The 23,715-nt window shown below is 69.7% G+C and carries 20 protein-coding genes; 15 read left to right on the top strand and 5 right to left on the bottom strand.

What is annotated here, in order from left to right:
• Window positions 1–111 precede the first annotated feature (111 nt).
• A complete protein-coding gene (xth, locus tag LDO11_RS10295) occupies window positions 112–903 on the top strand; it encodes an exodeoxyribonuclease III (protein WP_232141466.1) in 792 nt (263 codons plus the stop codon).
• 51 nt (window positions 904–954) lie between these two features.
• On the opposite strand, the gene LDO11_RS10290 is transcribed toward xth, so the two are convergent.
• A complete protein-coding gene (locus tag LDO11_RS10290) occupies window positions 955–2,340 on the bottom strand; it encodes an FAD-binding oxidoreductase (protein ID WP_232141465.1) in 1,386 nt (461 codons plus the stop codon).
• 117 nt (window positions 2,341–2,457) lie between these two features.
• On the opposite strand from LDO11_RS10290, the gene serA reads away from it, so the two are divergent.
• Window positions 2,458–3,702 carry a phosphoglycerate dehydrogenase gene (gene serA / locus LDO11_RS10285; protein ID WP_232141464.1) on the top strand — a complete coding sequence of 415 codons (1,245 nt, stop codon included), beginning with the start codon at window positions 2,458–2,460 and terminating at the stop codon, window positions 3,700–3,702.
• 114 nt (window positions 3,703–3,816) lie between these two features.
• On the opposite strand, the gene LDO11_RS10280 is transcribed toward serA, so the two are convergent.
• Together LDO11_RS10280 and LDO11_RS10275 are read right to left on the bottom strand one after the other, a co-directional pair.
• Window positions 3,817–4,086 (bottom strand): GlsB/YeaQ/YmgE family stress response membrane protein, encoded by a 270-nt coding sequence (locus LDO11_RS10280; protein WP_129136981.1) that lies wholly within the window; start codon window positions 4,084–4,086, stop codon window positions 3,817–3,819.
• Window positions 4,087–4,185: 99 nt separating this feature from the next.
• Window positions 4,186–5,550, bottom strand: coding sequence for an AMP-binding protein (locus tag LDO11_RS10275; RefSeq protein WP_232141463.1), 1,365 nt, complete (start codon window positions 5,548–5,550; stop codon window positions 4,186–4,188).
• A gap of 85 nt (window positions 5,551–5,635) precedes the next feature.
• Here LDO11_RS10275 and LDO11_RS10270 point away from each other — a divergent pair, with 85 nt between their 5' ends.
• From LDO11_RS10270 to LDO11_RS10230, 9 genes are all read left to right on the top strand, one after another.
• The gene (locus tag LDO11_RS10270; RefSeq protein WP_232141462.1) at window positions 5,636–6,271 is read left to right on the top strand and encodes a 4'-phosphopantetheinyl transferase family protein; all 636 of its coding nucleotides are present in this window, start codon (window positions 5,636–5,638) and stop codon (window positions 6,269–6,271) included.
• 4 nt (window positions 6,272–6,275) lie between these two features.
• Window positions 6,276–6,923: a 16S rRNA (guanine(527)-N(7))-methyltransferase RsmG gene (gene rsmG / locus LDO11_RS10265; protein ID WP_232141461.1), complete on the top strand. Its 648-nt coding sequence runs from the start codon at window positions 6,276–6,278 to the stop codon at window positions 6,921–6,923.
• A 96-nt stretch (window positions 6,924–7,019) separates the two neighbouring features.
• Complete coding sequence (locus LDO11_RS10260; RefSeq protein ID WP_129136985.1) at window positions 7,020–7,841, top strand: ParA family protein; 822 nt, start codon at window positions 7,020–7,022, stop codon at window positions 7,839–7,841.
• A 91-nt stretch (window positions 7,842–7,932) separates the two neighbouring features.
• Window positions 7,933–8,841, top strand: coding sequence for a ParB/RepB/Spo0J family partition protein (locus LDO11_RS10255; protein WP_129136986.1), 909 nt, complete (start codon window positions 7,933–7,935; stop codon window positions 8,839–8,841).
• Window positions 8,842–9,701: 860 nt separating this feature from the next.
• Complete coding sequence (locus tag LDO11_RS10250) at window positions 9,702–11,510, top strand: DUF885 domain-containing protein (protein WP_435574632.1); 1,809 nt, start codon at window positions 9,702–9,704, stop codon at window positions 11,508–11,510.
• 305 nt (window positions 11,511–11,815) lie between these two features.
• Window positions 11,816–12,052: a 50S ribosomal protein L28 gene (rpmB, locus tag LDO11_RS10245; RefSeq protein ID WP_129136988.1), complete on the top strand. Its 237-nt coding sequence runs from the start codon at window positions 11,816–11,818 to the stop codon at window positions 12,050–12,052.
• A gap of 14 nt (window positions 12,053–12,066) precedes the next feature.
• Window positions 12,067–12,231: a 50S ribosomal protein L33 gene (gene rpmG, locus LDO11_RS10240; protein WP_036137644.1), complete on the top strand. Its 165-nt coding sequence runs from the start codon at window positions 12,067–12,069 to the stop codon at window positions 12,229–12,231.
• Window positions 12,232–12,362: 131 nt separating this feature from the next.
• A complete protein-coding gene (locus LDO11_RS10235; RefSeq protein ID WP_232141459.1) occupies window positions 12,363–15,803 on the top strand; it encodes a hybrid sensor histidine kinase/response regulator in 3,441 nt (1,146 codons plus the stop codon).
• A gap of 68 nt (window positions 15,804–15,871) precedes the next feature.
• Window positions 15,872–16,513 carry an exopolysaccharide biosynthesis protein gene (locus LDO11_RS10230; RefSeq protein ID WP_232141458.1) on the top strand — a complete coding sequence of 214 codons (642 nt, stop codon included), beginning with the start codon at window positions 15,872–15,874 and terminating at the stop codon, window positions 16,511–16,513.
• Between the two features lie 88 nt (window positions 16,514–16,601).
• Here the strand turns inward: LDO11_RS10230 and LDO11_RS10225 are convergent, their stop codons facing one another.
• Together LDO11_RS10225 and acs are read right to left on the bottom strand one after the other, a co-directional pair.
• A complete protein-coding gene (locus LDO11_RS10225) occupies window positions 16,602–17,273 on the bottom strand; it encodes a response regulator transcription factor (RefSeq protein WP_232141457.1) in 672 nt (223 codons plus the stop codon).
• 31 nt (window positions 17,274–17,304) lie between these two features.
• A complete protein-coding gene (acs, locus tag LDO11_RS10220; protein WP_232141456.1) occupies window positions 17,305–19,263 on the bottom strand; it encodes an acetate--CoA ligase in 1,959 nt (652 codons plus the stop codon).
• 178 nt (window positions 19,264–19,441) lie between these two features.
• Here acs and LDO11_RS10215 point away from each other — a divergent pair, with 178 nt between their 5' ends.
• From LDO11_RS10215 to LDO11_RS10200, 4 genes are all read left to right on the top strand, one after another.
• Window positions 19,442–20,812, top strand: coding sequence for a DcaP family trimeric outer membrane transporter (locus LDO11_RS10215; RefSeq protein WP_232141455.1), 1,371 nt, complete (start codon window positions 19,442–19,444; stop codon window positions 20,810–20,812).
• Window positions 20,813–20,957: 145 nt separating this feature from the next.
• Window positions 20,958–21,218, top strand: coding sequence for a DUF4212 domain-containing protein (locus LDO11_RS10210; protein WP_232141454.1), 261 nt, complete (start codon window positions 20,958–20,960; stop codon window positions 21,216–21,218).
• A gap of 9 nt (window positions 21,219–21,227) precedes the next feature.
• On the top strand, window positions 21,228–23,006 hold the full coding sequence (locus tag LDO11_RS10205) for a sodium:solute symporter family protein (RefSeq protein WP_232141453.1): 1,779 nt from the start codon (window positions 21,228–21,230) through the stop codon (window positions 23,004–23,006).
• Between the two features lie 135 nt (window positions 23,007–23,141).
• On the top strand, window positions 23,142–23,660 hold the full coding sequence (locus LDO11_RS10200) for a hypothetical protein (RefSeq protein ID WP_232141452.1): 519 nt from the start codon (window positions 23,142–23,144) through the stop codon (window positions 23,658–23,660).
• The last annotated feature ends 55 nt before the right edge of the window (window positions 23,661–23,715 follow it).

Genomic DNA, 23,715 nt, shown 5'->3' with positions numbered 1-23,715 from the left:
CGCACGCGCGAGCGTCGCGCGGGGCATCAGGCGTACGACCCGACAGCGACGCACCGGGCAGCAGACGCATCGCTCCTACAATGTGCGGTGACCTGCCGAGGAGCATCATCCGTGAAGATCGCCAGCTGGAACGTCAATTCGCTCAACGTGCGCATGCCGCACCTGGTGCGCTGGCTGGAGGATGCGCGGCCCGACGTCGTCGGCCTGCAGGAAACCAAGCTCGAGGATCCGCGCTTTCCGCTCGACGAGCTGCAGGCGCTGGGCTATGCCAGCGTGTTCCACGGGCAGAAGACCTACAACGGCGTTGCGCTGCTGAGCCGTAACGCTGCGATCGGCCAGGTGCAGATGGGCATCCCCGGCTTCGAGGACGACCAGCGCCGGGTGATCGCCGCCACCATCGGCGACGTGCGGGTGATCAATCTCTACGTGGTCAACGGGCAGTCGGTGGGCAGCGAGAAGTACGTCTACAAGCTGCGCTGGCTGGACGCGGTACGCGACTGGATCGCCGGGGAGATGCGTGCGCATCCGCGGCTGGTGGTGATGGGCGACTTCAACATCGCCCCCGACGCGCGCGACGTGCACGACCCGGAGGTCTGGCATGACGCCCACATCCTCACTTCGGCCGCCGAACGCGCCGCGCTGCAGCGTCTACTCGCCCTCGGCCTGCACGATGCCTTCCGCCTGCACCACGAAGACGCCGGCATCTTCAGCTGGTGGGACTACCGCCAGGCGGCGTTCCGCCGTGGCATGGGCCTGCGCATCGACCTCACCCTGGTGTCCGACGGCCTGCGCGCGTCGGCAGTCGCCTCCGGCATCGATCGCGAACCACGCACCTGGGAGCGCCCGAGCGACCACGCGCCGGTCTGGGTGCAACTGACGTCCGCGATGGATCCACGCGGGTAATCGAGCGCCGGCGCAGACGCACGCCACGTCGAGCACAGGCGGCCCCTGCACTCAGTCGAACAGCTTGCCCGGGTTGAGGATGCCTGCCGGGTCGAACACCGCGCGGATGCCGCGCATCAGCGCGATCTCGTCGGCGCTGCGGGTGCTGTCGAGCCATGGCTTCTTGACCAGGCCGATGCCGTGCTCGGCGGAGATGCTGCCGCCGTGCTCCTCCAGTAGCGCGGCCAGCAGTTCGGTCACCTGGCCGCACTGGCGCAGGAAGTCGGCATCGTCGCTGCCATCGGGCTGCAGCACGTTGATGTGCAGGTTGCCGTCGCCGATATGGCCGAACCAGACCACCTCGAAATCCGGATACGCCTCGCCCAGCAGCGCCTGCGCGCGTGCAAGGAAGGCGGCCATCGCCCCGACACGCACCGAGACATCGTTCTTGTAGGGCCGGTAGCGCGCCACCGCCTCGGTGATACCTTCGCGCAGGCGCCACAGCCGCTGCGCCTGCGCCTGCGATTGCGCGATGACGCCGTCGAGCACCCAGCCGGCCTCCGCACAGGCCTCGAACGCGGCCAGGCCGGCCGCCTGCTGCACATCATCGGCGGCATCGAATTCGGCGACCACGTAGTACGGATGCCGTGTATCGAACGGATCGACGCCACCGTGGTGGACCACGTGCGCCAGCCCGTTGGCGGTGAAGAACTCGAATGCCTGCAGGCGCACGCGCGCACGGAACGCGGCGAACACCTGCATCAGTACCTCGAACGACGGCAGCGCCAGCAGCAGCGTCTGTGCCGGCGGCGCCGGGTCGGTGAGGCTGAGCGTGGCCTCCACCACGATGCCGAGCGTGCCTTCCGCACCGATCGCGAGATGCCGCAGGTCGTAGCCGCTGGAGTTCTTGACCAGGCCGCGGTTGAGATCGAGGAACGCACCGGTGCCGGTGACCAGCTTCAGCCCGGCGATCCATTCGCGCGTATTGCCGTAGCGGATGACACGGATGCCGCCAGCGTTGGTGGCGATATTGCCGCCGATCGTGCACGAGCCGCGTGCACCGAAATCCACCGGGTACTGCAGCCCGTGCGCCGCGGCCGCCTCGTGCACCGCCTGCAGCGCGATACCGGGCTGCACGGTGAGCGTGCGGTCGACCGGATCGAAATCGAGCACGCGGTTCATCCGTTCCAGGCTCACCACCAGTTCGCCGTTGGCCGCCACCGCACCGCCGGACAGGCCGGTGCGTCCGCCGGAGGGCACGATCGCCACGCGATGCGCATGAGCCCAGCGCAGCAGCGCCTGCACGTCCGCGATGTCCACGGGCCAGGCGATCGCCAGCGGTGCCGGGGTCCAGCGCCGGGTCCAGTCGCGCCCGTAGTGTTCGAGGTCGGACGGCTCCACCGACAGGCGCAACGCGGGCAGCGCCTGGCGCAGGGTCTCGAGTCGCGGGTCGGTCATGGCGGCGGTCGTGCGCTGGGGCGCTCAGGCTGCCAGCGCCGGTGCGATGCGTCCATCGTGTTGCGACACCCACGGGCCGCGCGTACCGTAGGTCTCCGCCCGCGCCGCACCTTGCAGATGGTAGACGACCGCAAGACCTCGTTCCCGCGCCAGGACATCCGCGTGCTGCTGCTCGAGGGCATCAGCCCCACCGCGGTGGACGCCTTCCGGGCCGCCGGCTACACCCACATCGAGCAGCACGACACCTCGCTGGCCGGTGACGCGCTCAAACGCGCGATCGCCGACGCCCACGTGGTCGGCATCCGCTCGCGCACGCAGCTCGATGCCGATGTGCTTTCGCACGCGCGCCGGCTGATCGCGGTCGGCTGCTTCTGCATCGGCACCAACCAGGTCGACCTCGAGGCCGCGGAACTCGCCGGCGTGCCGGTGTTCAACGCGCCGTACTCGAACACGCGCAGCGTCGCCGAGCTGGTGATCGCCGAGACCATCCTGCTGTTGCGCGGCATCCCGCGCCGCAACGCCGAATGCCACCGCGGCGGCTGGTCGAAGACCGCCGCCGGCAGCCACGAGGCGCGCGGCAAGACCCTCGGCATCGTCGGCTATGGCCATATCGGCACCCAGGTCGGCGTGCTTGCCGAAGGCCTCGGGATGCAGGTGCTGTTCCACGACATCGAGACCAAACTCGCACTGGGCAATGCACGCGCGGCGCTCGACCTGCACGACCTGCTCGCGCGCAGCGACGTCGTCACCCTGCATGTGCCGGAAACCCCCAGCACCCAGCGCATGATCGGTAGCGCGCAACTGGCGGCGATGAAGCCAGGCGCGCATCTGGTCAATGCCTCGCGTGGCACCGTGGTCGATATCGATGCGCTGGCGGATGCACTGCGCAGCGGGCAGATCGGCGGCGCTGCGGTCGACGTGTTTCCGGTCGAGCCCAAGGGCGCGGCGGAGCCGTTCGAATCGCCGCTGCGCGGCCTCGACAACGTGATCCTGACCCCGCACGTCGGCGGCAGCACGCTGGAGGCGCAGGACAATATCGGGCTGGAGGTTGCCGCCAAGCTGATCCGCTACAGCGACAACGGCTCCACGCTGTCGGCGGTGAATTTCCCGGAGGTCGCGCTGCCCGGCCACGAGGGCTCGCGACGGCTGCTGCATATCCACCGCAACATGCCCGGCGTGCTGTCGCAGGCCAACGATGTCTTCCGCGAACGCGGCATCAACATCGACGGCCAGTACCTGCGCACCGACAGCCTGGTCGGCTACGTGGTGATCGACGTGACCGCCAGCGAGTCGCAGGCGGCCGAACTGCGCAGCGCGCTGGCGGCGATCCCCGGCACCCTGCGCACGCGGGTGCTGTACTAGCGGATCGGCGCGCGCCCCGCGCGGCCATGCCTGGGGCGCACCGAAACAGCACGCCCCGGAAACAGCAGGGGCGGCCATTGGCCGCCCCTGACGAACATCACGGCAGTGCGCGTATCAGCGCACGCGGCCGCGGCGGAACAGGTTCACGATCGCCAGCAGGATGATCGCGCCGATCAGCGAGACGACGAAGCTCATGACGCTCAGTTCGCCGCTGTTGATCGACGGCGCGCCCAGCATCGGGCCGATCAGCAGACCGCCGATGAAAGCGCCGATGATGCCGACGACGATGTTGAGGATGATTCCCTGCTGGCCATCGGTGCGCATGACCAGGCTGGCGAGCCAACCCACGATGCCGCCGACGATCAACCAGATGATGATTCCCATGGTGTTTGCTCCTCCGTTGTGCGGGCGGTTGCCCCTCGGGTCCGGAGTCTGCGATGGACTGCCGTGACGGCGATGTAAGCGAATCTGACTGCGGCTGCCTCAGCGCAGCAGCGCCAGCACGATGTCGCGCGGCAGCTTGCCGGTCTCGTTGCGGGGCAGTGCATCCACGCGCCGCAGCCGCCGCGGCAGGAACACCGGATCGATGCTTGCACGCAGTGCGGCGTGGATCGCCGCTTCGTCCAGCGTCGGCGCCACCACCAGCGCGGCGATCCGGCGCACCCCGCCCGCATCGGCGTCGTCGAGCTGCACCACCGCGCCGTCCACCACGCCCGGTACCGCCAGCAGGCGCGCGGTCAGGTCGCCCAGCGAGGCGCGCTTGCCGGCGATCTCCAGCAGGTCGGCCTGGCGGCCGCGCAACAGGAACCGCCCGTCGGGCAGCAACTGCACGAGGTCGGCCAGCACCACCAGTGCCGGCAGGTGCGCGGCCTCCACCGCGGTGCCGTCGGGCTGCGGCTGCAGGCGCACACCCGGCAGCGGCGTCCAGGCATCGTCGATGGCGGTGCGGCGGCGCGCGATGATGCAGGTCTCGGTGGAGCCGAACAGTTCGCGCACTTCCCCGCCGAAGCGCTGTTCGGCCGCGGCAGCCAGCGCCTGCGGCAGTGGCGCGGTGGCGCTGACGATGCCGGCCAGACGCGGCAGTTCCACACCCGATTCCACCAGCGCGCGCAGGTGCACCGGCGTGGTCACCAGCAGCCTCGGCGCGTCGATGGCGCGGAGCGCGGCGGCGATGTCGTCGGGGAAGAACGGCCGGCCGCTGTGCACCGCGGCATTGCCCAGCAGCGGCAGCAGCACCGACATCTCCACGCCGTACATGTGCTGCGGTGGCACCGTGGCCACGATCGACGGTGCATCTTCGTTGTACAGCCCGGCGAGCGCGGCGAGGTTCTGCTGCACGCCATCGGCGAAGTCACGCCAGCGCTTGGGATTGGCCTTCGGCGCGCCGGTGCTGCCGGAGGTGTAGCCGATCGCGACCACATGCCCGCTGTCGACCCGTGGCACCCCACCGGGCGCCTGCGGAAGCTGTGCCGGGATCGGCACGAAATGCGGCAACGGCGCCAGCGCGTTGCAGCCGCAGGGGTCGACATCACCGAGGCAGTAGCTGTCGGGATGCTGGGCGCGCACGTCGTCGATCGCGGCGCGGGTGCGCGACGGCGGCAGCAGGGTGGTCTGCCCGCGCGCGGCCACCGCGCAGAAGGCGACCAGGAAGCGGTAGCGGTCCTCGCACAGGTTCACCGCGTGGCGCCGGTCCGGCAGGCGTGCGGCGAGGCCGCGCACTTCGGCAAGGAAACGCCCGAGGCTGATGCGCTCCCCGGCGACGACGGCGATGGTGCGCCCGGCATCGCCGGTGGCAAGTGGCAGATCGCGCCGGTCGGCGCAGGCGGGGCTGTCGATGATGGCGGACATGCGTGGCGTGGACGCCGTTCCTCGTGTGCGGACTGCGCCGGCACGACCGGGCGCGCGGGCGTCGATAGCTTACGCTGCGCGCCTGATGGCCACAGCACCCGCCGCCCGCCAACCCGACGCACCGCTGGCCGCCGGAGCCCTGCGGCTGGGCGCGATCGACTGTGCGTGGCGCCCGTATGCCCGGGGCGAGCGCGCCGAGCCACAGGTGCGTGCCTGGCTCGCCGGCCTGCTGCCCGATGGCGTGCCCGCGCTCCAACGCGATGCCCATGGCCGCCCGCGCTGGCCCGAGGCCGTGGGCGCCGAGGTCAGCTGGAGCCACAGCGGCGGTGGGCTGCTGATGGCGCTGGCGCACGGCCTGCGCGTGGGCTGCGACCTGGAGTGGATGCGACCCCGGCTGCACTCGCTGGAGCTGGCGCAGCGCTTCTTCCATCCCCGCGAGGCGGCGTGGCTCGAAGCGCTGCCCGCCTCATTGCGCGAGCGGGTGTTCGTGCGCCTGTGGTGCGCCAAGGAAGCAGTGCTGAAGGCGCATGGCCGCGGCATCGCCTTCGGCCTGCACCGGCTGGAATTCGCCGAGCGCGGCGACGCGCTGGCGCTGGTCGACTGCGATGCCGCCCTCGGGCAGCCACAGGACTGGTCGCTGCACGCATTCGAACCGGCGCCCGGCTACCTCGCCACGCTGGCGTGGTCGCCGCTGCCGACGGCACGCACCCACCTACAATAGGCCGATGCCCACCTCCGCCCATCCGCAGCACCAGCGTCTGCTCCACGGCCTCGACGCACTCGCCCTCGACCCGGCCCTGGCCACCCCGCTGCTGGCCTATCTCGACCTGCTGCAGCGCTGGAACCGCACCTACAACCTCACCGCGATCCGCGACCCGGACGCGATGGTGGTGCTGCACCTGCTCGACTCGCTGGCGATGGCCACGCACGTGGCAGGGCTGCGCACGCTGGCCGACCTCGGCACCGGACCCGGGCTGCCCGGCATCCCGCTGGCGATCACCCATCCGCAGCTGCAGGTGGCGCTGGTCGAATCCAACGGCAAGAAGGCACGCTTCCTGCGCGAGGCGGTGCGCACGCTCGGCCTGGGCAATGCCCGGGTGCTGGAATCGCGCGCCGAGGCGGTGGCCGAGCCGGGTGGCTTCGACGCGATCACCGCGCGCGCGCTCGCCACCCTGCCCGACATCCTCGCGGTCGGCGGGCATCTGCTCGCCCCTGATGGCCAGCTGCTGGCGATGAAGGGCACGCGCCCGGACGAGGAGATCGCCGCGCTGCCGGCGGGCTGGCGGCTGCTGTCGGTGGAACCACTGTCGGTACCCGGGCTCGGCGCCGCGCGCCATCTGGTGCGGGTCGGACGCGCCGCCGACGCGGCCTGAGCCCCGGTCCTGCCCCCGTGGCCCGGGTCCGGCATAATCCCCGGCCGGCCCGCTTTTTTCGCGCGTGCCGTTCCCTGTGCTTCGAGACCCGCTGCAATGGCCCGGATCATCGCCATCGCCAACCAGAAGGGCGGCGTCGGAAAGACCACGACGTCGGTCAACCTGGCGGCCGCGCTTGCCGCCACGCCCAAGCGCGTGCTGCTGGTCGATCTCGATGCGCAGGGCAACGCGACCATGGGCAGCGGCATCGACAAGCGCGACCTGCACGCCTCCACCTACGACGTGCTGCTGGGCGGGCTGCTGGCCGAGGACGCGCTGATGGAGACGGCGGAGCACTTCGACCTGCTGCCGTCCAATACCGACCTCACCGCGGCCGAGATCGAGCTGATGGACGAGGAAGGCCGCGAGCAGCGCCTGAAACGCGCGCTCGAGCCGCTGAAGCCGCGCTACGACTTCATCCTGATCGACTGCCCGCCGGCACTGTCGCTGCTCACGCTCAATGCACTGACCGCGGCCGACTCGGTGCTGGTGCCGATGCAGTGCGAGTACTACGCGCTGGAAGGCATCAGTTCGCTGCTGGAAACCATCGACGCGCTGAAGGCGCGATTGAACCCGGCGCTGGAGATCGAGGGCGTGCTGCGCACGATGTACGACGTGCGCAACAACCTCACCAATGCGGTCTCCAACGAACTCGACCAGCATTTCGGCGACAAGATGTTCCGCACCGTGGTGCCGCGCAACGTGCGCCTGGCGGAAGCACCCAGCCACGGCCAGAGCATCATCGGCTACGACCGCAATTCGCGCGGCGCGATCGCCTACCTCGGGCTGGCCGGTGAGATCCTGCGCCACCAGCGCGAGCGCGAGCAGCCCGCGGCGGCGCCGCTGGGCGCGCCGGCGGAACTGGTGCAGGCGGGCTGAGCATGCATAACCACCTGCCCGCGCACGCCGCCCGCATCCACGCCGCCTGCGTCGCATGCGGCGCCCGCCATGTCCGCACAGGGGGAGCGGCATGACCGCAACGAAGAACCGAACCGCTACGAAGAAGGGCACGCTGGGCCGCGGGCTGAACGCGCTGCTCGGGCCGCAGGGCGCCGCCACGCCGGCACTCGAGGCGACCCCGGCCGACACCCTGCAGAACCTGCCGATCGATGCGCTGTCGCCGGGCAAGTACCAGCCGCGGCGGACGATGAGCGAGGACAAGCTCGACGAGCTCGCGGAGTCGATCAGGGCGCAGGGGGTGATCCAGCCGATCGTGGTGCGCGATCTGGGCGGGCGGAAGTTCGAGATCATCGCCGGCGAGCGCCGCTGGCGTGCCTCGCAGCGCGCAGGGCTCACCGAAGTGCCGGTGGTGGTGCGCGAGGTCGACGACCGCACCGTCATCGCGATGGCGCTGATCGAGAACATCCAGCGCGAGGATCTCAACCCGCTGGAGGAAGCGCAGGCGCTGCAGCGGCTGATCGACGAGTTCATGCTGACCCACGCACAGGCCGCGGCCGCGGTGGGGCGCTCGCGCGCGGCGGTGTCCAACCTGCTGCGGCTGCTGGAACTGCCGCAGGCGATCCGCATCCTGGTGGAGTCCAAGCAGCTGGAAATGGGCCATGCCCGCGCGCTGCTGACGCTGTCGCCGGAGCTGGCCAGCAGGCTCGCGTCCGAGGCGGTGGCCAACGGCTGGTCGGTGCGCGAGGTCGAGCACCGCGCGCAGCAGTTCGCCGAGGGCCGCATTCCCTCGCGCAAGGCCAAGCCGGGCACGAAGGCGCGCCCGCAGCAGGCGGACATCGTGGCGCTGGAGAACGAGCTGTCGGCCACCCTGGGCGCGAAGGTCGCCATCGCCCACGGCCGCGGCAACAAAGGCCGGCTGGTGATCCACTACACCGACCTCGACACGCTCGACGGGCTGCTGGAGCGGCTGCGACGGTAGGACACACCAGCCGCGATAGGGACTGGCTGGACTGCTCGTGCACGCAAGAGTTGCTCCGCTCTAACTCCGCGCCGCCCGTGGCGCGCACCGGGCTCCGACGTCCGCAGGTTCGGCACGAAAAGCACGAAGAGCATGGGCGGTCCCCGCCGAGCGCCTGCAACGCCCACGCCCGTGCGCTGGGCACTTCGGTATGGGGATCGATAGCAGTTGCAGCCGATCAAGCCCTGCCCGCCCGGCGCTATTCGCGGTTGATCTTCGTCCCGACACGACGACAGGTGGAGCCCGCCGCGGACGCAGGGGGATGTCCAGAGCCGGCCATGGATGGCCGGCGGCCGGATGTGGGAGCAGGACGCGGAGATATCCGGCTGGGCATCCCCCTGTGGCCGCGGTGGGCGGACTGGACTCCCGATAGGACTCCGGAGGAATCGGACGAAAACTCCGCAAGGGCGCCTGCCGGGCATTCCGCCGAGTCGGCGCCCGATATCGCCTTGGTCGGCGAAACACCCGGCAGGCGCCTGAGGAGAGTTCGGCGATCGGAGCGGAAAGGCCGACGCGGGCCGTTGCTCCCTTTCCAGCCATGCGCCGCCTCCAGCGCGGGTCTGGTGCCGTCGCAACCAGGGCAAATATCGGGCGCCGACTTGCGGCGGCACCGGATTCACGCCAAAGCCGACCGTCGAACCGTGGCACCGTCTTTCGCTGAGTCGCCACCGGATGCGAACCCGCTCCGTCCAGTAATCCGAACGCCCGACGCGTCGCAGGGACGGGGCAGACATCCCACCACGACTTCCGACCCCTGCGTGGCCTGCGCGCGGATGCCATGATCGGTGGTCGTCGCATTGCCGGATCACGCCATGAAGTCGTTGTTGCTGCCTGCCCTCATCGCCACCGCCCTCGCCGTCCCGGCCGCGTACGCGGCGCCGCCGCAGGCAACCGCGTCGGACGCGCCGGCCGCCGCCAGCACGCTCCGCAGCGAGGCGGATGCCCGTTTCGAGGCGATCTACACCGCGGAGTGGGCATGGCGGCAGGCGGAGTTCGGTCGTGGCGAGGAGGAGGCCGGCAGCGAAACACGGCGCGGGCTGCCCGATGTCGGCCCCGACGCGCAGGCGGCGCGGCTGGCGCGCTGGGAGCAGGTGCTGGCCGGGCTCGACGGCATCGACGCCGATGCGCTGTCGGCGGAGAACCGCATCAACCTGGCGATCTACCGGTCGCAGGTGGAGAACCTCGCCGACAACGTGCGCCTGCGCAGCTACGAGATGCCGTTCAATTCCGACAGCTCGTTCTGGGCCAGCCTGTCGTTCATGACCCGCCGGCCGTTCCGCACCGCCGCCGACTACGAGGCCTACATCGCGCGGCTGGCCGACGTGCCGCGCTACTTCGAGCAGCAGATCGGCAACATGCGCGCCGGGCTGGCACGCGGTTTCAGCGTGCCGCGCGCGGTGCTCGACGGCCGCGACGTGTCGATCGCGGCGGTGGCGGAACTCGACGATGCCGAAAACGCGACGTTCTGGTCGCCGTTCGAGCGCATGCCGGCCGGCATGCCGGCAGCCGAACAGGAACGCCTGCGCGCGGAGGGCCGCGCGGCGATCGAATCGGCGGTGATCCCCGCGTTCGCCAACCTGCTGACCTTCTTCCGCAACGAGTACGTGCCACAGGCGCGCACCACCCTGGCCGCCGAGGCCATGCCCGGCGGCGAGGCGTTCTACCGCCAGCAGATCCGCGAATACACCACGCTCGAGCTGTCGCCGCAGGAGATCCACGACATCGGCCTCGCCGAGGTGGCGCGGATCCGCGCGCAGATGCAGGAGATCATCGACGGGCTGGATTTCGACGGCGATTTCGGCGCGTTCCTGACCTTCCTGCGCACCGATCCACGGTTCTACGCAAAGACCCCGGAAGAGCTGCTGCACCGTGCGGCGTGGATCTCCAAGCGCGTGGACGGGGTGATCGGCCAGTACTTCGACCCGCTGCCGCGCGGGCGCTTCACCATCGTGCCGGTGCCCGACGACATCGCGCCGTTCTGGACCGCCGGCCGCGGTGGCATGGGCACCTACTGGCTCAACACCTACGACCTGCCGTCGCGGCCGATGTACAACCTGCCGGCGCTGACCCTGCATGAATCCGATCCCGGCCACGCCTTCCAGGCGGCACTGGCGCGCGAACAGGGCGAGCAGCCGGCGTTCCGCCGCGACAGTTACATCTCCGCCTACGGCGAGGGCTGGGGCCTGTACGTGGAGAAGCTGGGCGAGGAAATGGGCATCTACGAGACGCCCTACGAGCACTTCGGCCGGCTGACCTACGAGATGTGGCGCGCGGCGCGGCTGGTCATCGACACCGGCGTGCACCACAAGGGCTGGAGCCGCGACCAGGCGCTGGCGTTCCTGCGCGACAACACCGCGCTGTCCGAACACGAGGTCACCACCGAGGTCGACCGCTACATTTCCTGGCCGGCGCAGGCGCTGTCCTACAAGCTGGGCGAGATCGCGATCGTGCGCCTGCGCGGCGAGGCGGAAGCCGAACTCGGAGAGCGCTTCGACATCCGCGCCTTCCACAACGCGGTGCTGCGCGAAGGCTCGGTGCCGTTGCCGGTGCTGGAATCGCAGATCCGGGCATTCATCCGTGAGGCGAAGGCGGCACCGGCCGCCGCGACGCAGGCCGCCGCGGCGCCCTGACCCCCCCAGGCACCGGCACCGCGCGTCCGGGCGGACCCCGCCGCGCGGCGGCTGCTGTGGATAACTTGCCTGCGGCGGGCCAGGCCGGCATAATGCCCGGCTCGCTGTGCCCGCCTGGCCGTTCCGGCAGACAGGGTGGACGTTTCCGGAAGCGCGATTCCGGCCCACCCGGCACCGCCGCCGCCTTCATGGTGGCCTGCCCGTATCGCGCGCCGCCCGCTTCACCGCGTGGCCGGCGGGGCCGTCGCCTCCCTGGCCAAGGGGGGCATCCATGCGGAATCTCCGCGACCCACCAGAGGTGCACCATGTCCCGAGTCTGCCAAGTCACCGGCAAGCGTACGACGACCGGCAACAACGTCTCGCACGCGATGAACAAGACCCGCCGCCGTTTCATGCCGAATCTCCACGAGCGCCGTTTCTGGGTCGCGTCGGAGAACCGCTGGATCAAGCTGCGCGTGTCCGCCAAGGCGCTGCGTACCATCGACAAGAACGGCATCGATTCCGTGATCGCCGAGCTGCGCAAGCGCGGCGAAAAGATCTGAGGAGGATCTGAACCATGGCTTCCAAGCGCGACAAGATCCGCCTGATTTCGTCGGCCGGTACCGGCCACTTCTACACCACCGACAAGAACAAGAAGAACACCCCCGGCAAGATGGAGATCAAGAAGTACGATCCCGTCGTGCGCAAGCACGTGCCGTACAAGGAAGGCAAGATCAAGTGATGTGACCGCCTGCGCTGCAGGCGTACGATCACGGCCCGCACCATGCGGGCTCACCGGAACCCGCCGCAAGGCGGGTTTCGTGTGTGTGGGCGTACACTCCGGGCGGACTCGAGGTCGGCCGGGGAGGGCTGATGCTCCCGAGCTGGGTGCTGCTGGTGTCCGTGGGCTATGCCGCGCTGCTGTTCGCGGTGGCGTGGTGGGGCGACCGCAACCCCACCCACGTGCAGCGCCCGGCATTGCGCCCGGTGGTCTACAGCCTGGCGCTGGCGGTGTACTGCTCGTCGTGGACCTTCTACGGCGCGGTCGGCAGCGCCGCGCGGCATGGCCTGGGTTACCTGCCGATCTACCTCGGCCCGTTGCTGCTGCTGGTGTTCGGCTGGCGCATCCTCGAACGGATGGCGCTGGTCGCGCAGTCGCAGAGCACGGTGTCGATCGCCGACTTCATCGCCGCGCGCTACGGCCGCTCGCAGCGGCTGGCGGCGATGGTGGCGGTCATCGCGCTGGTGGCCGCGGTGCCGTACCTGGCGTTGCAGTACAAGGCGGTGGCGCTGTCGCTGCAGGTGCTGGGCGGGCCGGAGATGGCGCAGAGCAGCTTCGGCGATCCGGCGCTGTACGTGGCGCTGCTGATGGCGCTGTTCGCGATCCTGTTCGGCACCCGCCAGGTCGATGCCACCGAACACCGCCCCGGCATGATGCTGGCGATCGCGCTGGAATCGCTGGTCAAACTGGTCGCGCTGGTGGCGGTGGGCGTGTTCGCGCTGTTCTGGTTCGGCAGCGCGCCGCGCTTCGCCGAGGCCAGCACCGCGCTGTTCTCCAACGCCGCGCCCGATGGCTTCGTGGCGCAGACGCTGCTGGCGTTCGCGGCGATCTTCTGCCTGCCCCGCCAGTTCCACGTGGCGATCGTCGAATGCGGCGACGTCTCCGAGATCCGCCGCGCGCGCTGGCTGTTCGGTGGCTACCTGGTGATCGTGAGCCTGATGGTGGTGCCGATCGCCGCCGCCGGCATCGCCCTGTTCGACGATGGCGCCGCGATCGCCGACACCTACGTGCTCGCACTGCCGCTGGCCGAACAACGCGAGGCGCTGGCGCTGTTCGCCTATGTCGGCGGGTTCTCCGCGGCCACCGGCATGGTCATCGTGGCAAGCGTGGCGCTGGCGATCATGGTCTCCAACGACCTGGTGATGCCGCTGCTGCTGCGCCGCCCCGGCTGGGCCCAGCGCCATGGCGGCGATCTCGCCGGCACCGTGCTGTGGGTGCGACGGGTGACGATCCTGTGCTTCGCCGGGCTGGCCTACGGCTATTACCGCGCCAGCGGCTCGGACACCACGCTGGCCTCCTACGGGCTGATGGCGTTCGCCGCGGTGGCGCAGTTCGCGCCGGCTCTGATCGGCGGCCTGTACTGGCGCGGCGCCAGCCGCGAGGGCGCCGAGGCCGGCCTGCTGATCGGCTTCGCGGTGTGGATCTACACGCTGCTGCTGCCCACCCTCACCGATGCCGGCTGGTTCGACGGCGCCTGGCTCGAGGACGGCCCGTTCGGCATCGGCTGGCTGCAGCCGCGCGGGCTGTTCGGCATGCAGGGCTGGGATCCGCTCACCCACGGCACGTTCTGGGCGCTGCTGTTCAACATCGGCACGCTGCTGCTGGTCTCGCAGCGCTGGCGCCCGGGCCTGGAGGAGCACCTGGCGGCGGTGCCCTACCTCAATCCGTATGCCGAGCGGCGCACGCCCGGTACCAGCGAATGGCGCAGCGGGCTGCAGGTGCGCGACCTGCTGACGCTTGCACGCCGCATCGTCGGCGCACGCCACGCGCAGCGCGCCTTCATCGAGCAGGCGCAGTCGCTGGGCCAGCCGCTGCAGCCCTCGGCGCCGGCCGACCGCATCTGGGTGCAGTTCACCGAACGCCTGCTGGCGTCGGCCATCGGCGCGGCCTCGGCGCGACTGGTGCTGACCAGCTCGCTGCGCGGCACCGGCATGGACCTGGGCGAAGTGGTCGCGGTGCTCGACGAGGCCGGTCAGGAACTGCGCTTCAACCGCGAGATCCTGTCCACCACGCTGGAAAACATCGACCAGGGCGTGAGCGTGGTCGATCGCGAGATGCGCCTGGTGGCATGGAACCGCCGTTACCAGCAGCTGTTCGACTATCCCGACGGCATGCTCTACGTCGGCCGCCCGGTCGCCGACCTGATCCGCTACAACGCCGAGCGCGGCGAGCTCGGTGAGCTCGACCAGGCGGCCGTCGACACCGAGACCGCCAAGCGCATCGCCTATATGCGCGGCGGTTCGCCGCATGTCTCCGAACGCGTGCTCGGCAGCGGGCTGGTGATCGAGGTGCGCGGCCAGCCGCTGCCGGGTGGTGGCTACGTCACCAGCTACAGCGACGTCACCGAATACAAGCGCGTGGAACGTGCGTTGCGCGAGGTCAACGAGACGCTCGAACAGCGCGTCACCGTGCGCACCCGCGAAGCGGAGGCCGCGCAGCAGTCGCGCACGCGCTTCCTGGCCGCGCTCAGCCATGACGTGCTGCAGCCGCTCAACGCTGCGCGGCTGTTCACCTCGGCGCTGCGCGAAAGCGACGAGGCCGACGAGCAGCGCCGCCTCGCCGAGCGCGTGGACACCTCGCTGCGCGCGGCCGAGGAACTGCTCGACGGCCTGCTCGACGTCTCGCGGCTGGATGCCGGTGCGTTGCGCCCGGAATGGTCGGACTTCGACGCCGCCGAACTGATGCGCGAACTTGCCGCGCAGTACGCACCGATGGCGGCGGCGCGCGGCATCGAGGTGCGCCTGAGCGTGCGCGCGCTGCCGGTGCACAGCGACCGCCGCCTGCTGCGCCGCGTGCTGCAGAACTTCCTCGCCAACGCGCTGCGCTATACCCGCGAGGGCCGCATCGTGCTGGCGGCGCGCCCGCGCGGCGACAGCGTCGCGCTGCAGGTGTGGGACACCGGCCCAGGCATTCCCGAGCACCACATGCGGCAGATCTACGACGAGTTCCACCGCTACCAGCAGCCGTTCGACTGGGATGAGCGCGGGCTGGGCCTGGGGCTGTCGATCTGCCAGCGCATCTCGCGGCTGCTGGGCCACCGCCTCGACGCACGTTCGCGCGTGGGCTACGGCAGCGTGTTCTCGATCATGGTCCCGCGCGCCGAACACGCCGTGCCGGTGCCTGCACGGGCGGCGATGGAACTCGGCGAGTCGCTGGCCGGCATGCGCGTGCTGTGCGTGGACAACGATCCCGACATCCTCGCCGGCATGCAGGCACTGCTGCAGCGCTGGCAGGTGCTGGTGCTGACCGCGACCACCGTGGATGCCGCGCTGGCCCGCATGGACGATGCGCCCGATGTGCTGGTCGTCGACTACCACCTGCATGACCGCCTCGACGGCCTCGACACACTCGATGCATTGCGGGCAATCGCGCCCGGAACGCCCGGCGTGCTGCTGACCGCCGACGGCAGCGATGCGCTCAAGCAGGCCGCACGCAGGCGTGGCTACCGGGTGCTGACCAAGCCGCTCAAGCCGGCGTCGCTGCGTGCCTTCCTGGCCGCGCAGCGGCGGCCGCCACGCGTCCACGACCGCTAGCAGCCGGCACGGCGGGCCGCGCGAACGTGCTTGCTACACTGCCCCGCCCTGCAAGGTCCTGCCGTCGGATGATCGACTCCCGTACCCGCCGCGACGCACTGGGCGACCGCCTCGAACAGATCATTGCCGACCTCGACGGCGAGCACCTCAGCCTCGGCAGCATCGTCGAGCGCATCGGCAGCGAAGGCCTGTTGCTGCTGTCGATGCTGCTGACGGTGGTGTTCCTGATCCCGGTTTCGATCCCCGGCGTGAGCACGGTATTCGGCGCCGCGCTGCTGCTGATCGGGGTCAGCCGGCTGACCGGGCGCCCGCTGTGGCTGCCCGCGCGCCTGCGCGAGCGCCGGCTGCCCGCCGAGAAGCTGCGCAACGGCCTGCGTCGCGGGCTGTCCTGGGTGCGCAGGCTCGAGCGCGTGAGCCGCCCCGGCCGCCTGGCCGCGCTGGCCGAAGGCCGCGCCGTCGACATCTTCAACAGCCTGGCTTTCATCTTCGCCGCGCTGCTGCTGATGGCGCCGTTCGGCTTCGTGCCCTTCAGCAACACCTTCCCGGCGGTCGCGCTGCTGTTCTACGCGATCGGCATGATCCAGCGCGACGGCGGCGCGATTCTGCTCGGCCACCTCGCCACCATCGGCACGGTCGTCTATTTCGCGGTGCTGATCGGCGGCGGCGGCTATGCGCTGCACGCGCTGTGGCGGATGGTCGGCGGCAGCTGAGCCGTGGGGCCGCGCTCGCGCACGAGTCCTCCCGTCGTGGATAAAGCCCTTCGCGACGCGTGCGGCTTCGCGCTCGCGCCATCAACCGTCAGTCGATCTCGTCGGGCGGTGCGGTCACCGCCGCCGGGTCCACCGCCAGGCGGCCGGCGATCAGCACTGCCTGGGTGCGGTTGCTGGCGCCAAGCTTGCGCAGGATCGCGCTCATGTGCGCCTTGACCGTGGCTTCGGACACGCCCAGCTCGTAGCCGATCTGCTTGTTGAGCATGCCCTCGCCCAGCATCTGCAGCACGCGGAACTGCTGCGGGGTGAGGTCGCTGATGCGCGCGGCGACATCGTGCTCGTCGGCGCTTGCCGCCGGCGCGGCGCCGGCTGCGGCCGGCACCCAGCGATCGCCATCGAGCACCCGCTGCAGCGCCTCGCCCAGTACCTGGGTATCGGCCGACTTGGGGATGAAGCCCATCGCGCCGTGGTCGAGCGCGCGCCGCATCACCGTGGGCTCCTCGCGCGCGGAGACGATCACGATCGGCAGCTGCGGGTGCTGCGCGCGCAGGTGCACCAGCGCACTGAAGCCCTGCGCGCCCGGCATGTTGAGGTCGAGCAGCAGCAGGTCGGCATCGGGTTCCGCATCCACCAGCCCGTAGAGGCTGTGGGTGTCGCTGGCCTCGCACAGGCGTGCATCGGGCAGCGTACGCGCGACCGCCCCGCGAAGCGCTTCGCGAAACAGCGGATGGTCGTCGGCGACGAGGATGGTCTGTGGCATGCCTGCGGGGCCTGGCGGGTCGCGGCGGCCGTCAGCCGCCGGCACCACGGCGTTGGCGCACCAGTGACTCCACCACCGAGGGATCGGCAAGCGTGGTGGTGTCGCCCAGCTGGTCGGGTGCGTTCTCGGCGATCTTGCGCAGGATGCGGCGCATGATCTTGCCCGAACGCGTCTTCGGCAGGCCCGGCGCCCACTGCAGGTGGTCGGGCGTGGCGATCGGTCCGATCTCGCCGCGCACATGGGCCACCAGTTCCTTCATCAGCGCATCGGTGCCTTCCTCGCCGGCCACCAGGGTGATGTAGGCGTAGATGCCCTGGCCCTTGATGTCGTGCGGGAAACCGACCACCGCGGCCTCCGCCACCTTCGGGTGCGAGACCAGTGCGCTTTCGACCTCGGCGGTGCCGATGCGATGACCGGACACGTTGATGACGTCGTCGACGCGACCGGTGATCCAGTAGTACCCGTCGGCGTCGCGCCGGCAGCCATCACCGGTGAAGTAGCTGCCGGGATAGGCGCTGAAATAGGTGTCGATGAAACGCTGGTGGTCGCCGTACACGGTCCGCATCTGCCCCGGCCACGAATCGAGGATCACCAGGTTGCCCTCGGCCTCGCCTTCGAGCACGGTGCCCTGCGCATCGACGATCGCCGGCTGCACGCCGAAGAACGGCCTTGTCGCGGAACCGGGCTTGGCGTCGATGGCACCCGGCAGCGGGGCGATCAGGATGCCCCCGGTCTCGGTCTGCCACCAGGTGTCGACCACCGGGCAGCGGCCATCGCCGACCACCTCGTGGTACCAGCGCCAGGCTTCCGGATTGATCGGCTCGCCCACGGTGCCGAGGATGCGCAGCGAAGCGCGCGAGGTCGCCTTCACCGGTGCCTCGCCCTCGCGCATCAGCGCGCGGATCGCGGTGGGCGCGGTGTAGAAGATGCTGACCCTGTGGCGGTCGACCACCTCCCAGAAGCGCGACACGCTCGGATAGTTCGGCACACCCTCGAACATCAGCGAGGTCGCACCGTTGGCCAGCGGCCCGTAGACGATGTAGCTGTGGCCGGTGACCCAGCCCACGTCGGCCGTGCACCAGTACACGTCGTCCTCGCGCAGGTCGAACACCGCTTCGTGGGTGTAGCTGGCGAACACCAGGTAGCCACCGGTGGTGTGCAGCACGCCCTTGGGCTTTCCGGTGGATCCCGACGTGTAGAGGATGAACAACGGGTCTTCCGCGTTCATGCGCTCGGGCTCGCAGATGTCGGGCTGGTCGTCGACCACCGCGTCGTACCAGCGGTCGCGCGGCATCTGCATGCCCACCGCGCCGCCGGTGTGGCGCACCACCAGTACCGTCTCGACGCTGTTGGTGCCGGGCAGCTTCAGGGCGGCATCGACATTGGCCTTGAGCGGGATGCGGCGGCCACCGCGCAGGCCCTCGTCGGCAGTGATGATGAGCCTGGAACCGCAGTCGGCCACGCGATCGGCGATCGACGCCGGCGAGAAGCCGCCGAACACCACCGTATGCACCGCGCCGATGCGTGCGCAGGCCAGCATCGCCACCGCCGCTTCCACGATCATCGGCAGGTAGATGGTGACGCGGTCGCCCTTGCGCACGCCGAGGCTGCGCATGGCATTGGCCAGCCTGCACACGCGCGCATGCAGTTCGCGATAGCTCACATGCCGCGGCGGCGTGGCGGGGTCGTCGCCTTCCCAGAGGATCGCGGTCTTGTCGCCACGGCTTTCGAGATGGCGGTCGAGGCAGTTGACGCTGGCGTTGAGTTCGCCGTCGCCATACCAGCGGATGCGGAAGTCCTCCAGCGCGTAGCTCACGTCGCGGATCCGCGTGGGCGTCGTCATCCACTGCAGGCGCTCGGCGGCACGCGCCCAGAATGCATCGGGATCGCGTACCGATTCGGCGTAGAGGCGTTCGTAATCCTCGCGGCCGATCGCGGCCTCGGCGGCCAGTGCCTCGGGCACGGAATAGACGGAAGGAGTCGTGGACATGGCGCGCTCCGCAAATGACCTGACCCCAGAGTGTGCCGCATCCAACCGGGCGCCGGCTTAGACGTTGGTCTAGGTCCGGACCACTACGACCAATGGTGTATTGGCGCGCCGGGGGGTGGCATGCAGGCTCGCTGCGACCGGTCCGCGTGCAGATCCGGATCCGCATCGGGGAGGGAACATGAAACCAGTCCACCGCAAGTTGCGACCGCGCCTGCTGGCCGTCGCCATGGTCGCCGCGCTGGCCGCACCCGGCATGGCATCGGCGCAGACCGCCAAGGAACGCGAGCTGGAGGCACGCATCGCCCAGCTCGAATCGCAGGTACAGGCGCTGCTGTCGCAGCAGCAGCAGACCGCAACCCAGGTGCAGGAAGTGCGCACCGCGCAGGCGGCGCAACCGGCACGCCCGGCCACGCCGGCGGGTACGCAGCCGATCCAGGCCACCACCATCACCCCGCAGGCCAACCCGGGCACCACGTTCACCGTGGGCGGGATGATCCGCATGGACGCGATGGCCACGAAAACCACCGACGGCGACATCGCCAAGGGCACCGCGGGACGCGACTTCTACGTGCCCGGCGCGATCCCGGTGGGTGGCGACGGCCCGGAGACCTACTCCGACGCGCACATGAAATTCTCGCGGCTGTGGCTGGATGCAAGCACCACGCTCGACTCCGGCGACAGGCTGGGCGCGCGCCTGGAACTGGACTTCTTCGGTGGCTCGCTCGGCAACACCGCCGCCACCAACACCTACGGCGCCACCCTGCGCCACGCTTACGTGACCTGGAACAACTGGCTGGCCGGCCAGACCTGGTCGAACTTCATGGATACCGCCGCGCTCATCGATGCGGTCGACTTCGTCGGCCCCACCGATGCTGTGGTGTTCGTGCGCCAGCCGCAGCTGCGCTACACCAGTGGCCCGTGGACGGTGTCTCTGGAAAGCCCGGAAACGACGGTGCAACCGTTCGGCGGCGGCGCGCGCGCAATCGGCGGCGACAACAGCGCGATGCCCGACGTCATCGCCCGTTACACCCACAAGGCCGACTGGGGCCACTTCAGCGTGGCCGGCATGGCCCGCCAGCTGAAGTACGAACCCGTCGCCGGCGCCGACAGCACCGATACCGGCTACGGCGCCACGTTGAGCGGCCTGGTGAAGATGGGCGACACCACCGACCTGCGCTACCAGCTCACCGGCGGCGACGGCATCGGCCGCTACATCGGCCTGGCGACGATCCAGCAGGACGCGATGCTCGATGCCAATGGCGATATCGATGCGCTCGGTGGCTGGGCGGGGTACGTGGGCCTGCGCCACGTGTTCAACGGACGCGTGCGCGGCAACCTCTACCACGCACGTTCGCAGTGGGACAACGAGACCGCGTGGACCGGCCTGGGCGTCACCCGCAAGGTGCAGTCCTGGCACGCCAACCTGATCTGGACGCCGTATCCGAAGCTCGACCTCGGCGTCGAGGCGATCTGGGGCGAGCGCACGCTGGAATCCGGCGTCGATGGCGAACTGATCCGCCTGCACACGATGGCGCGCTACACGTTCTGATCCGCATGCGCGTGCCCCGGCACGCGCCGCCCTTCCAGGTCACGGAGAACCAGAGGATGCAATCAACCTGCACCCCGCCACCGCACCGGTGGCGGCATCCACAGCCCGGCCGGCAACGGCCACACCTGCAACAGGGGGACGCCACATGACACTCGACAAGACCGCCGCCAGTTACTGGAAGGCCAATCTGAAGATCATCTGGATCTGCATGTCGATCTGGGCGCTGGTGTCCTACGGCTTCGGCATCATCCTGCGCCCGCTGCTGGCGGGCATCCGCATCGGCGGCACCGACCTGGGTTTCTGGTTCGCCCAGCAGGGGTCGATCCTGACCTTCATCGTGCTGATCTTCTACTACACCTGGTACATGAACCGGCTCGATCGCGAGTACGACGTGGACGAGCAATAAGGGGCCGCCATGGATCAGTTCACTCTCAACCTCATCTTCGTCGGCGGCTCGTTCCTGGTCTATATCGCGATTGCGATCTGGGCGCGCGCGGCCTCGACGTCGGAGTTCTACGCCGCCGGGCGCAGCGTCAACCCGGTGATGAACGGCATGGCGACCGCCGCGGACTGGATGTCGGCGGCGTCATTCATCTCGATGGCCGGCCTGATCGCCTTCGTCGGCTACGGCAACTCGGCGTATCTCATGGGCTGGACCGGCGGCTACGTGCTGCTGGCGATGCTGCTGGCGCCGTACCTGCGCAAGTTCGGCCGCTTCACCGTGCCCGACTTCATCGGCGATCGCTACTACAGCCGCACCGCGCGACTGGTGGCGGTGGCGTCGCTGCTGATGATCTCGATCACCTACGTGATCGGGCAGATGACCGGCGCGGGCGTGGCGTTCTCGCGCTTCCTCGAGGTCGACACCAATACCGGCCTGCTGATCGCATCGGCGGTGGTGTTCGTCTACGCGGTGCTGGGCGGCATGAAGGGCATCACCTATACCCAGGTCGCGCAGTACGTCGTGCTGATCATCGCCTACACCATCCCGGCGATCTTCATTTCGTTGCAGCTCACCGGCAACCCGGTCCCGCAGCTCGGGCTGTTCTCCACCCATACCGAATCCGGGATGCCGCTGCTGGCACGTCTCGACCAGATCCTGGTGGACCTCGGCTTCAACGACTACACCGGGCTGCACGATTCGACCTTGAACATGACGCTGTTCACGCTGTCGCTGATGGTCGGCACCGCGGGCCTGCCGCACGTGATCATCCGCTTCTTCACCGTGCCCAAGGTCTCCGACGCGCGCAGGTCGGCTGGCTGGGCCCTGGTGTTCATCGCCCTGCTCTACACGGTGGCACCGGCGGTGGGCGCGATGGCACGGCTGAACATCCTGACCACGATCTATCCGGAAGGCACCCGCGCCGCGGAATCGCTGAGCTACGAGGCGCGCCCGGACTGGATGCGGACCTGGGAACAGACCGGCCTGCTGGCGTTCGAGGACAAGAACGGCGACGGCATGATCCAGTCCTACAACGAGGCCAGCCCGGAGTTCGCCACGGTGGCCGCCGAGCGCGGCTGGCAGGGCAACGAGATGGTCACCTTCAACCAGGACATCCTGGTGCTGGCCAACCCGGAGATCGCCGGCCTGCCCGGCTGGGTGATCGCGCTGATCGCGGCCGGTGGCCTGGCCGCGGCGCTCTCCACTGCCGCAGGTCTGTTGCTTGCGATCTCGTCGGCGGTCAGCCACGACCTGATCAAACGCACGTTCAAACCCGATATCAGCGACAAGGGGGAACTGCTGGCCGCGCGCGTCTCGATGGCGTTCGCGATCGTGGTGGCGACCTGGCTGGGCATGAATCCACCGGGATTCGCGGCGCAGACGGTGGCGTTCGCATTCGGGCTGGCGGCAAGCTCGCTGTTCCCGGCGATCATGATGGGCATCTTCTCCACCCGCATGAACTCCGCCGGCGCGGTGGTGGGCATGCTCGCGGGCCTGATCTCCACCAGCGTGTACCTGTTCACCTACAAGGGCTGGTTCTTCATCCCGGGCACCAACATGCTCGCCGATACCCCGGAGAACTGGCTGTTCGGCATCTCGCCGCTGGGCTTCGGCGCGGTGGGCGCGGTGATCAACTTCCTCGCTGCCTACATCACGATGAAGGTCACTGCACCGGTGCCGGAGCATATCCAGCACCTGGTCGAGGACATCCGCGTCCCGCGTGGCGCGGGCGCGGCCACCGGCCACCACTGATCCGCATGGGGTGGTGACACCGCGGCCCGCTTCCGGCGACGGAGGCGGGCCGCTCTTCTTCCACAGCCCGTGGCCAGCGTTGGCCGCTGACTACAATCGGGCTTCATTCCAACCGCCAACGCACGGGGAGCGTCCATGCTGCTGGAGTTCATCGCCATCATCGCCGCCGGCTTCGGCCTGGCCGGCATCGCGCTCACGCTCAACATCGCGCTGCGCAGGCGGCTCCCACCGTGGATCGTGCCGGCCGCGGCCGGCGCCGGCATGCTGCTGATGGCGATCTGGCTGGAGTACTCGTGGTTCGAGCGCACCGCCTCGACGTTCCCGGACGGTGTGGAGATCGCCTCCACCCACCAGGCGCGTTCCTGGTACCGCCCGTGGACCTATGTGGTGCCGCTGACCAACCGCCTGATCGCCGTCGATCGCCGCTTCGATCGCCGCCATGCCCACGCGCCGGGCCAGGTGCTGACGCGCGTACTCCTCGCCGGGCGCTGGGAGCCGACGCGGCAGTTCGGCGTGGTCTACGACTGCAATGCACACCGGCGCGCCGACCTGCTCGACGGCGTGGAATTCGCCGCCGACGGCACCCTGCCCAATGCGCGCTGGATCCAGCTGGAGGCCGATGACCGCGTGTTGCGTACGGCATGCGCGCGATGAGCAGCGGCCACGGCGCCGCCTGCGTCTGTGCGTGCCCGGGACCGCGCGGATAGCC

The sequence above is a fragment of the Alterluteimonas muca genome (genome assembly GCF_021191595.1).
In the GTDB taxonomy this organism is placed as follows: Bacteria; Pseudomonadota; Gammaproteobacteria; order Xanthomonadales; family Xanthomonadaceae; genus Luteimonas; species Luteimonas muca.
Note: the sequence above shows the minus strand (reverse complement) of the source record. Positions and strands in the feature narration are given on the sequence as shown.

Excerpts from the sequence above, each read along its gene's own strand:
- serA (WP_232141464.1), top strand. The coding sequence starts at position 2,458 with ATGGTAGACGACCGCAAGACCTCGTTCCCGCGCCAGGACATCCGCGTG.
- rpmG (WP_036137644.1), top strand. The coding sequence starts at position 12,067 with ATGGCTTCCAAGCGCGACAAGATCCGCCTGATTTCGTCGGCCGGTACC.
- rsmG (WP_232141461.1), top strand. The coding sequence starts at position 6,276 with ATGCCCACCTCCGCCCATCCGCAGCACCAGCGTCTGCTCCACGGCCTC.
- LDO11_RS10275 (WP_232141463.1), bottom strand. The coding sequence starts at position 5,550 with ATGTCCGCCATCATCGACAGCCCCGCCTGCGCCGACCGGCGCGATCTG.
- LDO11_RS10210 (WP_232141454.1), top strand. The coding sequence starts at position 20,958 with ATGACACTCGACAAGACCGCCGCCAGTTACTGGAAGGCCAATCTGAAG.
- LDO11_RS10215 (WP_232141455.1), top strand. The coding sequence starts at position 19,442 with ATGAAACCAGTCCACCGCAAGTTGCGACCGCGCCTGCTGGCCGTCGCC.
- LDO11_RS10290 (WP_232141465.1), bottom strand. The coding sequence starts at position 2,340 with ATGACCGACCCGCGACTCGAGACCCTGCGCCAGGCGCTGCCCGCGTTG.
- LDO11_RS10225 (WP_232141457.1), bottom strand. The coding sequence starts at position 17,273 with ATGCCACAGACCATCCTCGTCGCCGACGACCATCCGCTGTTTCGCGAA.
- LDO11_RS10260 (WP_129136985.1), top strand. The coding sequence starts at position 7,020 with ATGGCCCGGATCATCGCCATCGCCAACCAGAAGGGCGGCGTCGGAAAG.
- rpmB (WP_129136988.1), top strand. The coding sequence starts at position 11,816 with ATGTCCCGAGTCTGCCAAGTCACCGGCAAGCGTACGACGACCGGCAAC.
- acs (WP_232141456.1), bottom strand. The coding sequence starts at position 19,263 with ATGTCCACGACTCCTTCCGTCTATTCCGTGCCCGAGGCACTGGCCGCC.
- LDO11_RS10200 (WP_232141452.1), top strand. The coding sequence starts at position 23,142 with ATGCTGCTGGAGTTCATCGCCATCATCGCCGCCGGCTTCGGCCTGGCC.
- LDO11_RS10205 (WP_232141453.1), top strand. The coding sequence starts at position 21,228 with ATGGATCAGTTCACTCTCAACCTCATCTTCGTCGGCGGCTCGTTCCTG.
- LDO11_RS10235 (WP_232141459.1), top strand. The coding sequence starts at position 12,363 with ATGCTCCCGAGCTGGGTGCTGCTGGTGTCCGTGGGCTATGCCGCGCTG.
- LDO11_RS10255 (WP_129136986.1), top strand. The coding sequence starts at position 7,933 with ATGACCGCAACGAAGAACCGAACCGCTACGAAGAAGGGCACGCTGGGC.
- LDO11_RS10230 (WP_232141458.1), top strand. The coding sequence starts at position 15,872 with ATGATCGACTCCCGTACCCGCCGCGACGCACTGGGCGACCGCCTCGAA.
- LDO11_RS10270 (WP_232141462.1), top strand. The coding sequence starts at position 5,636 with ATGGCCACAGCACCCGCCGCCCGCCAACCCGACGCACCGCTGGCCGCC.
- LDO11_RS10280 (WP_129136981.1), bottom strand. The coding sequence starts at position 4,086 with ATGGGAATCATCATCTGGTTGATCGTCGGCGGCATCGTGGGTTGGCTC.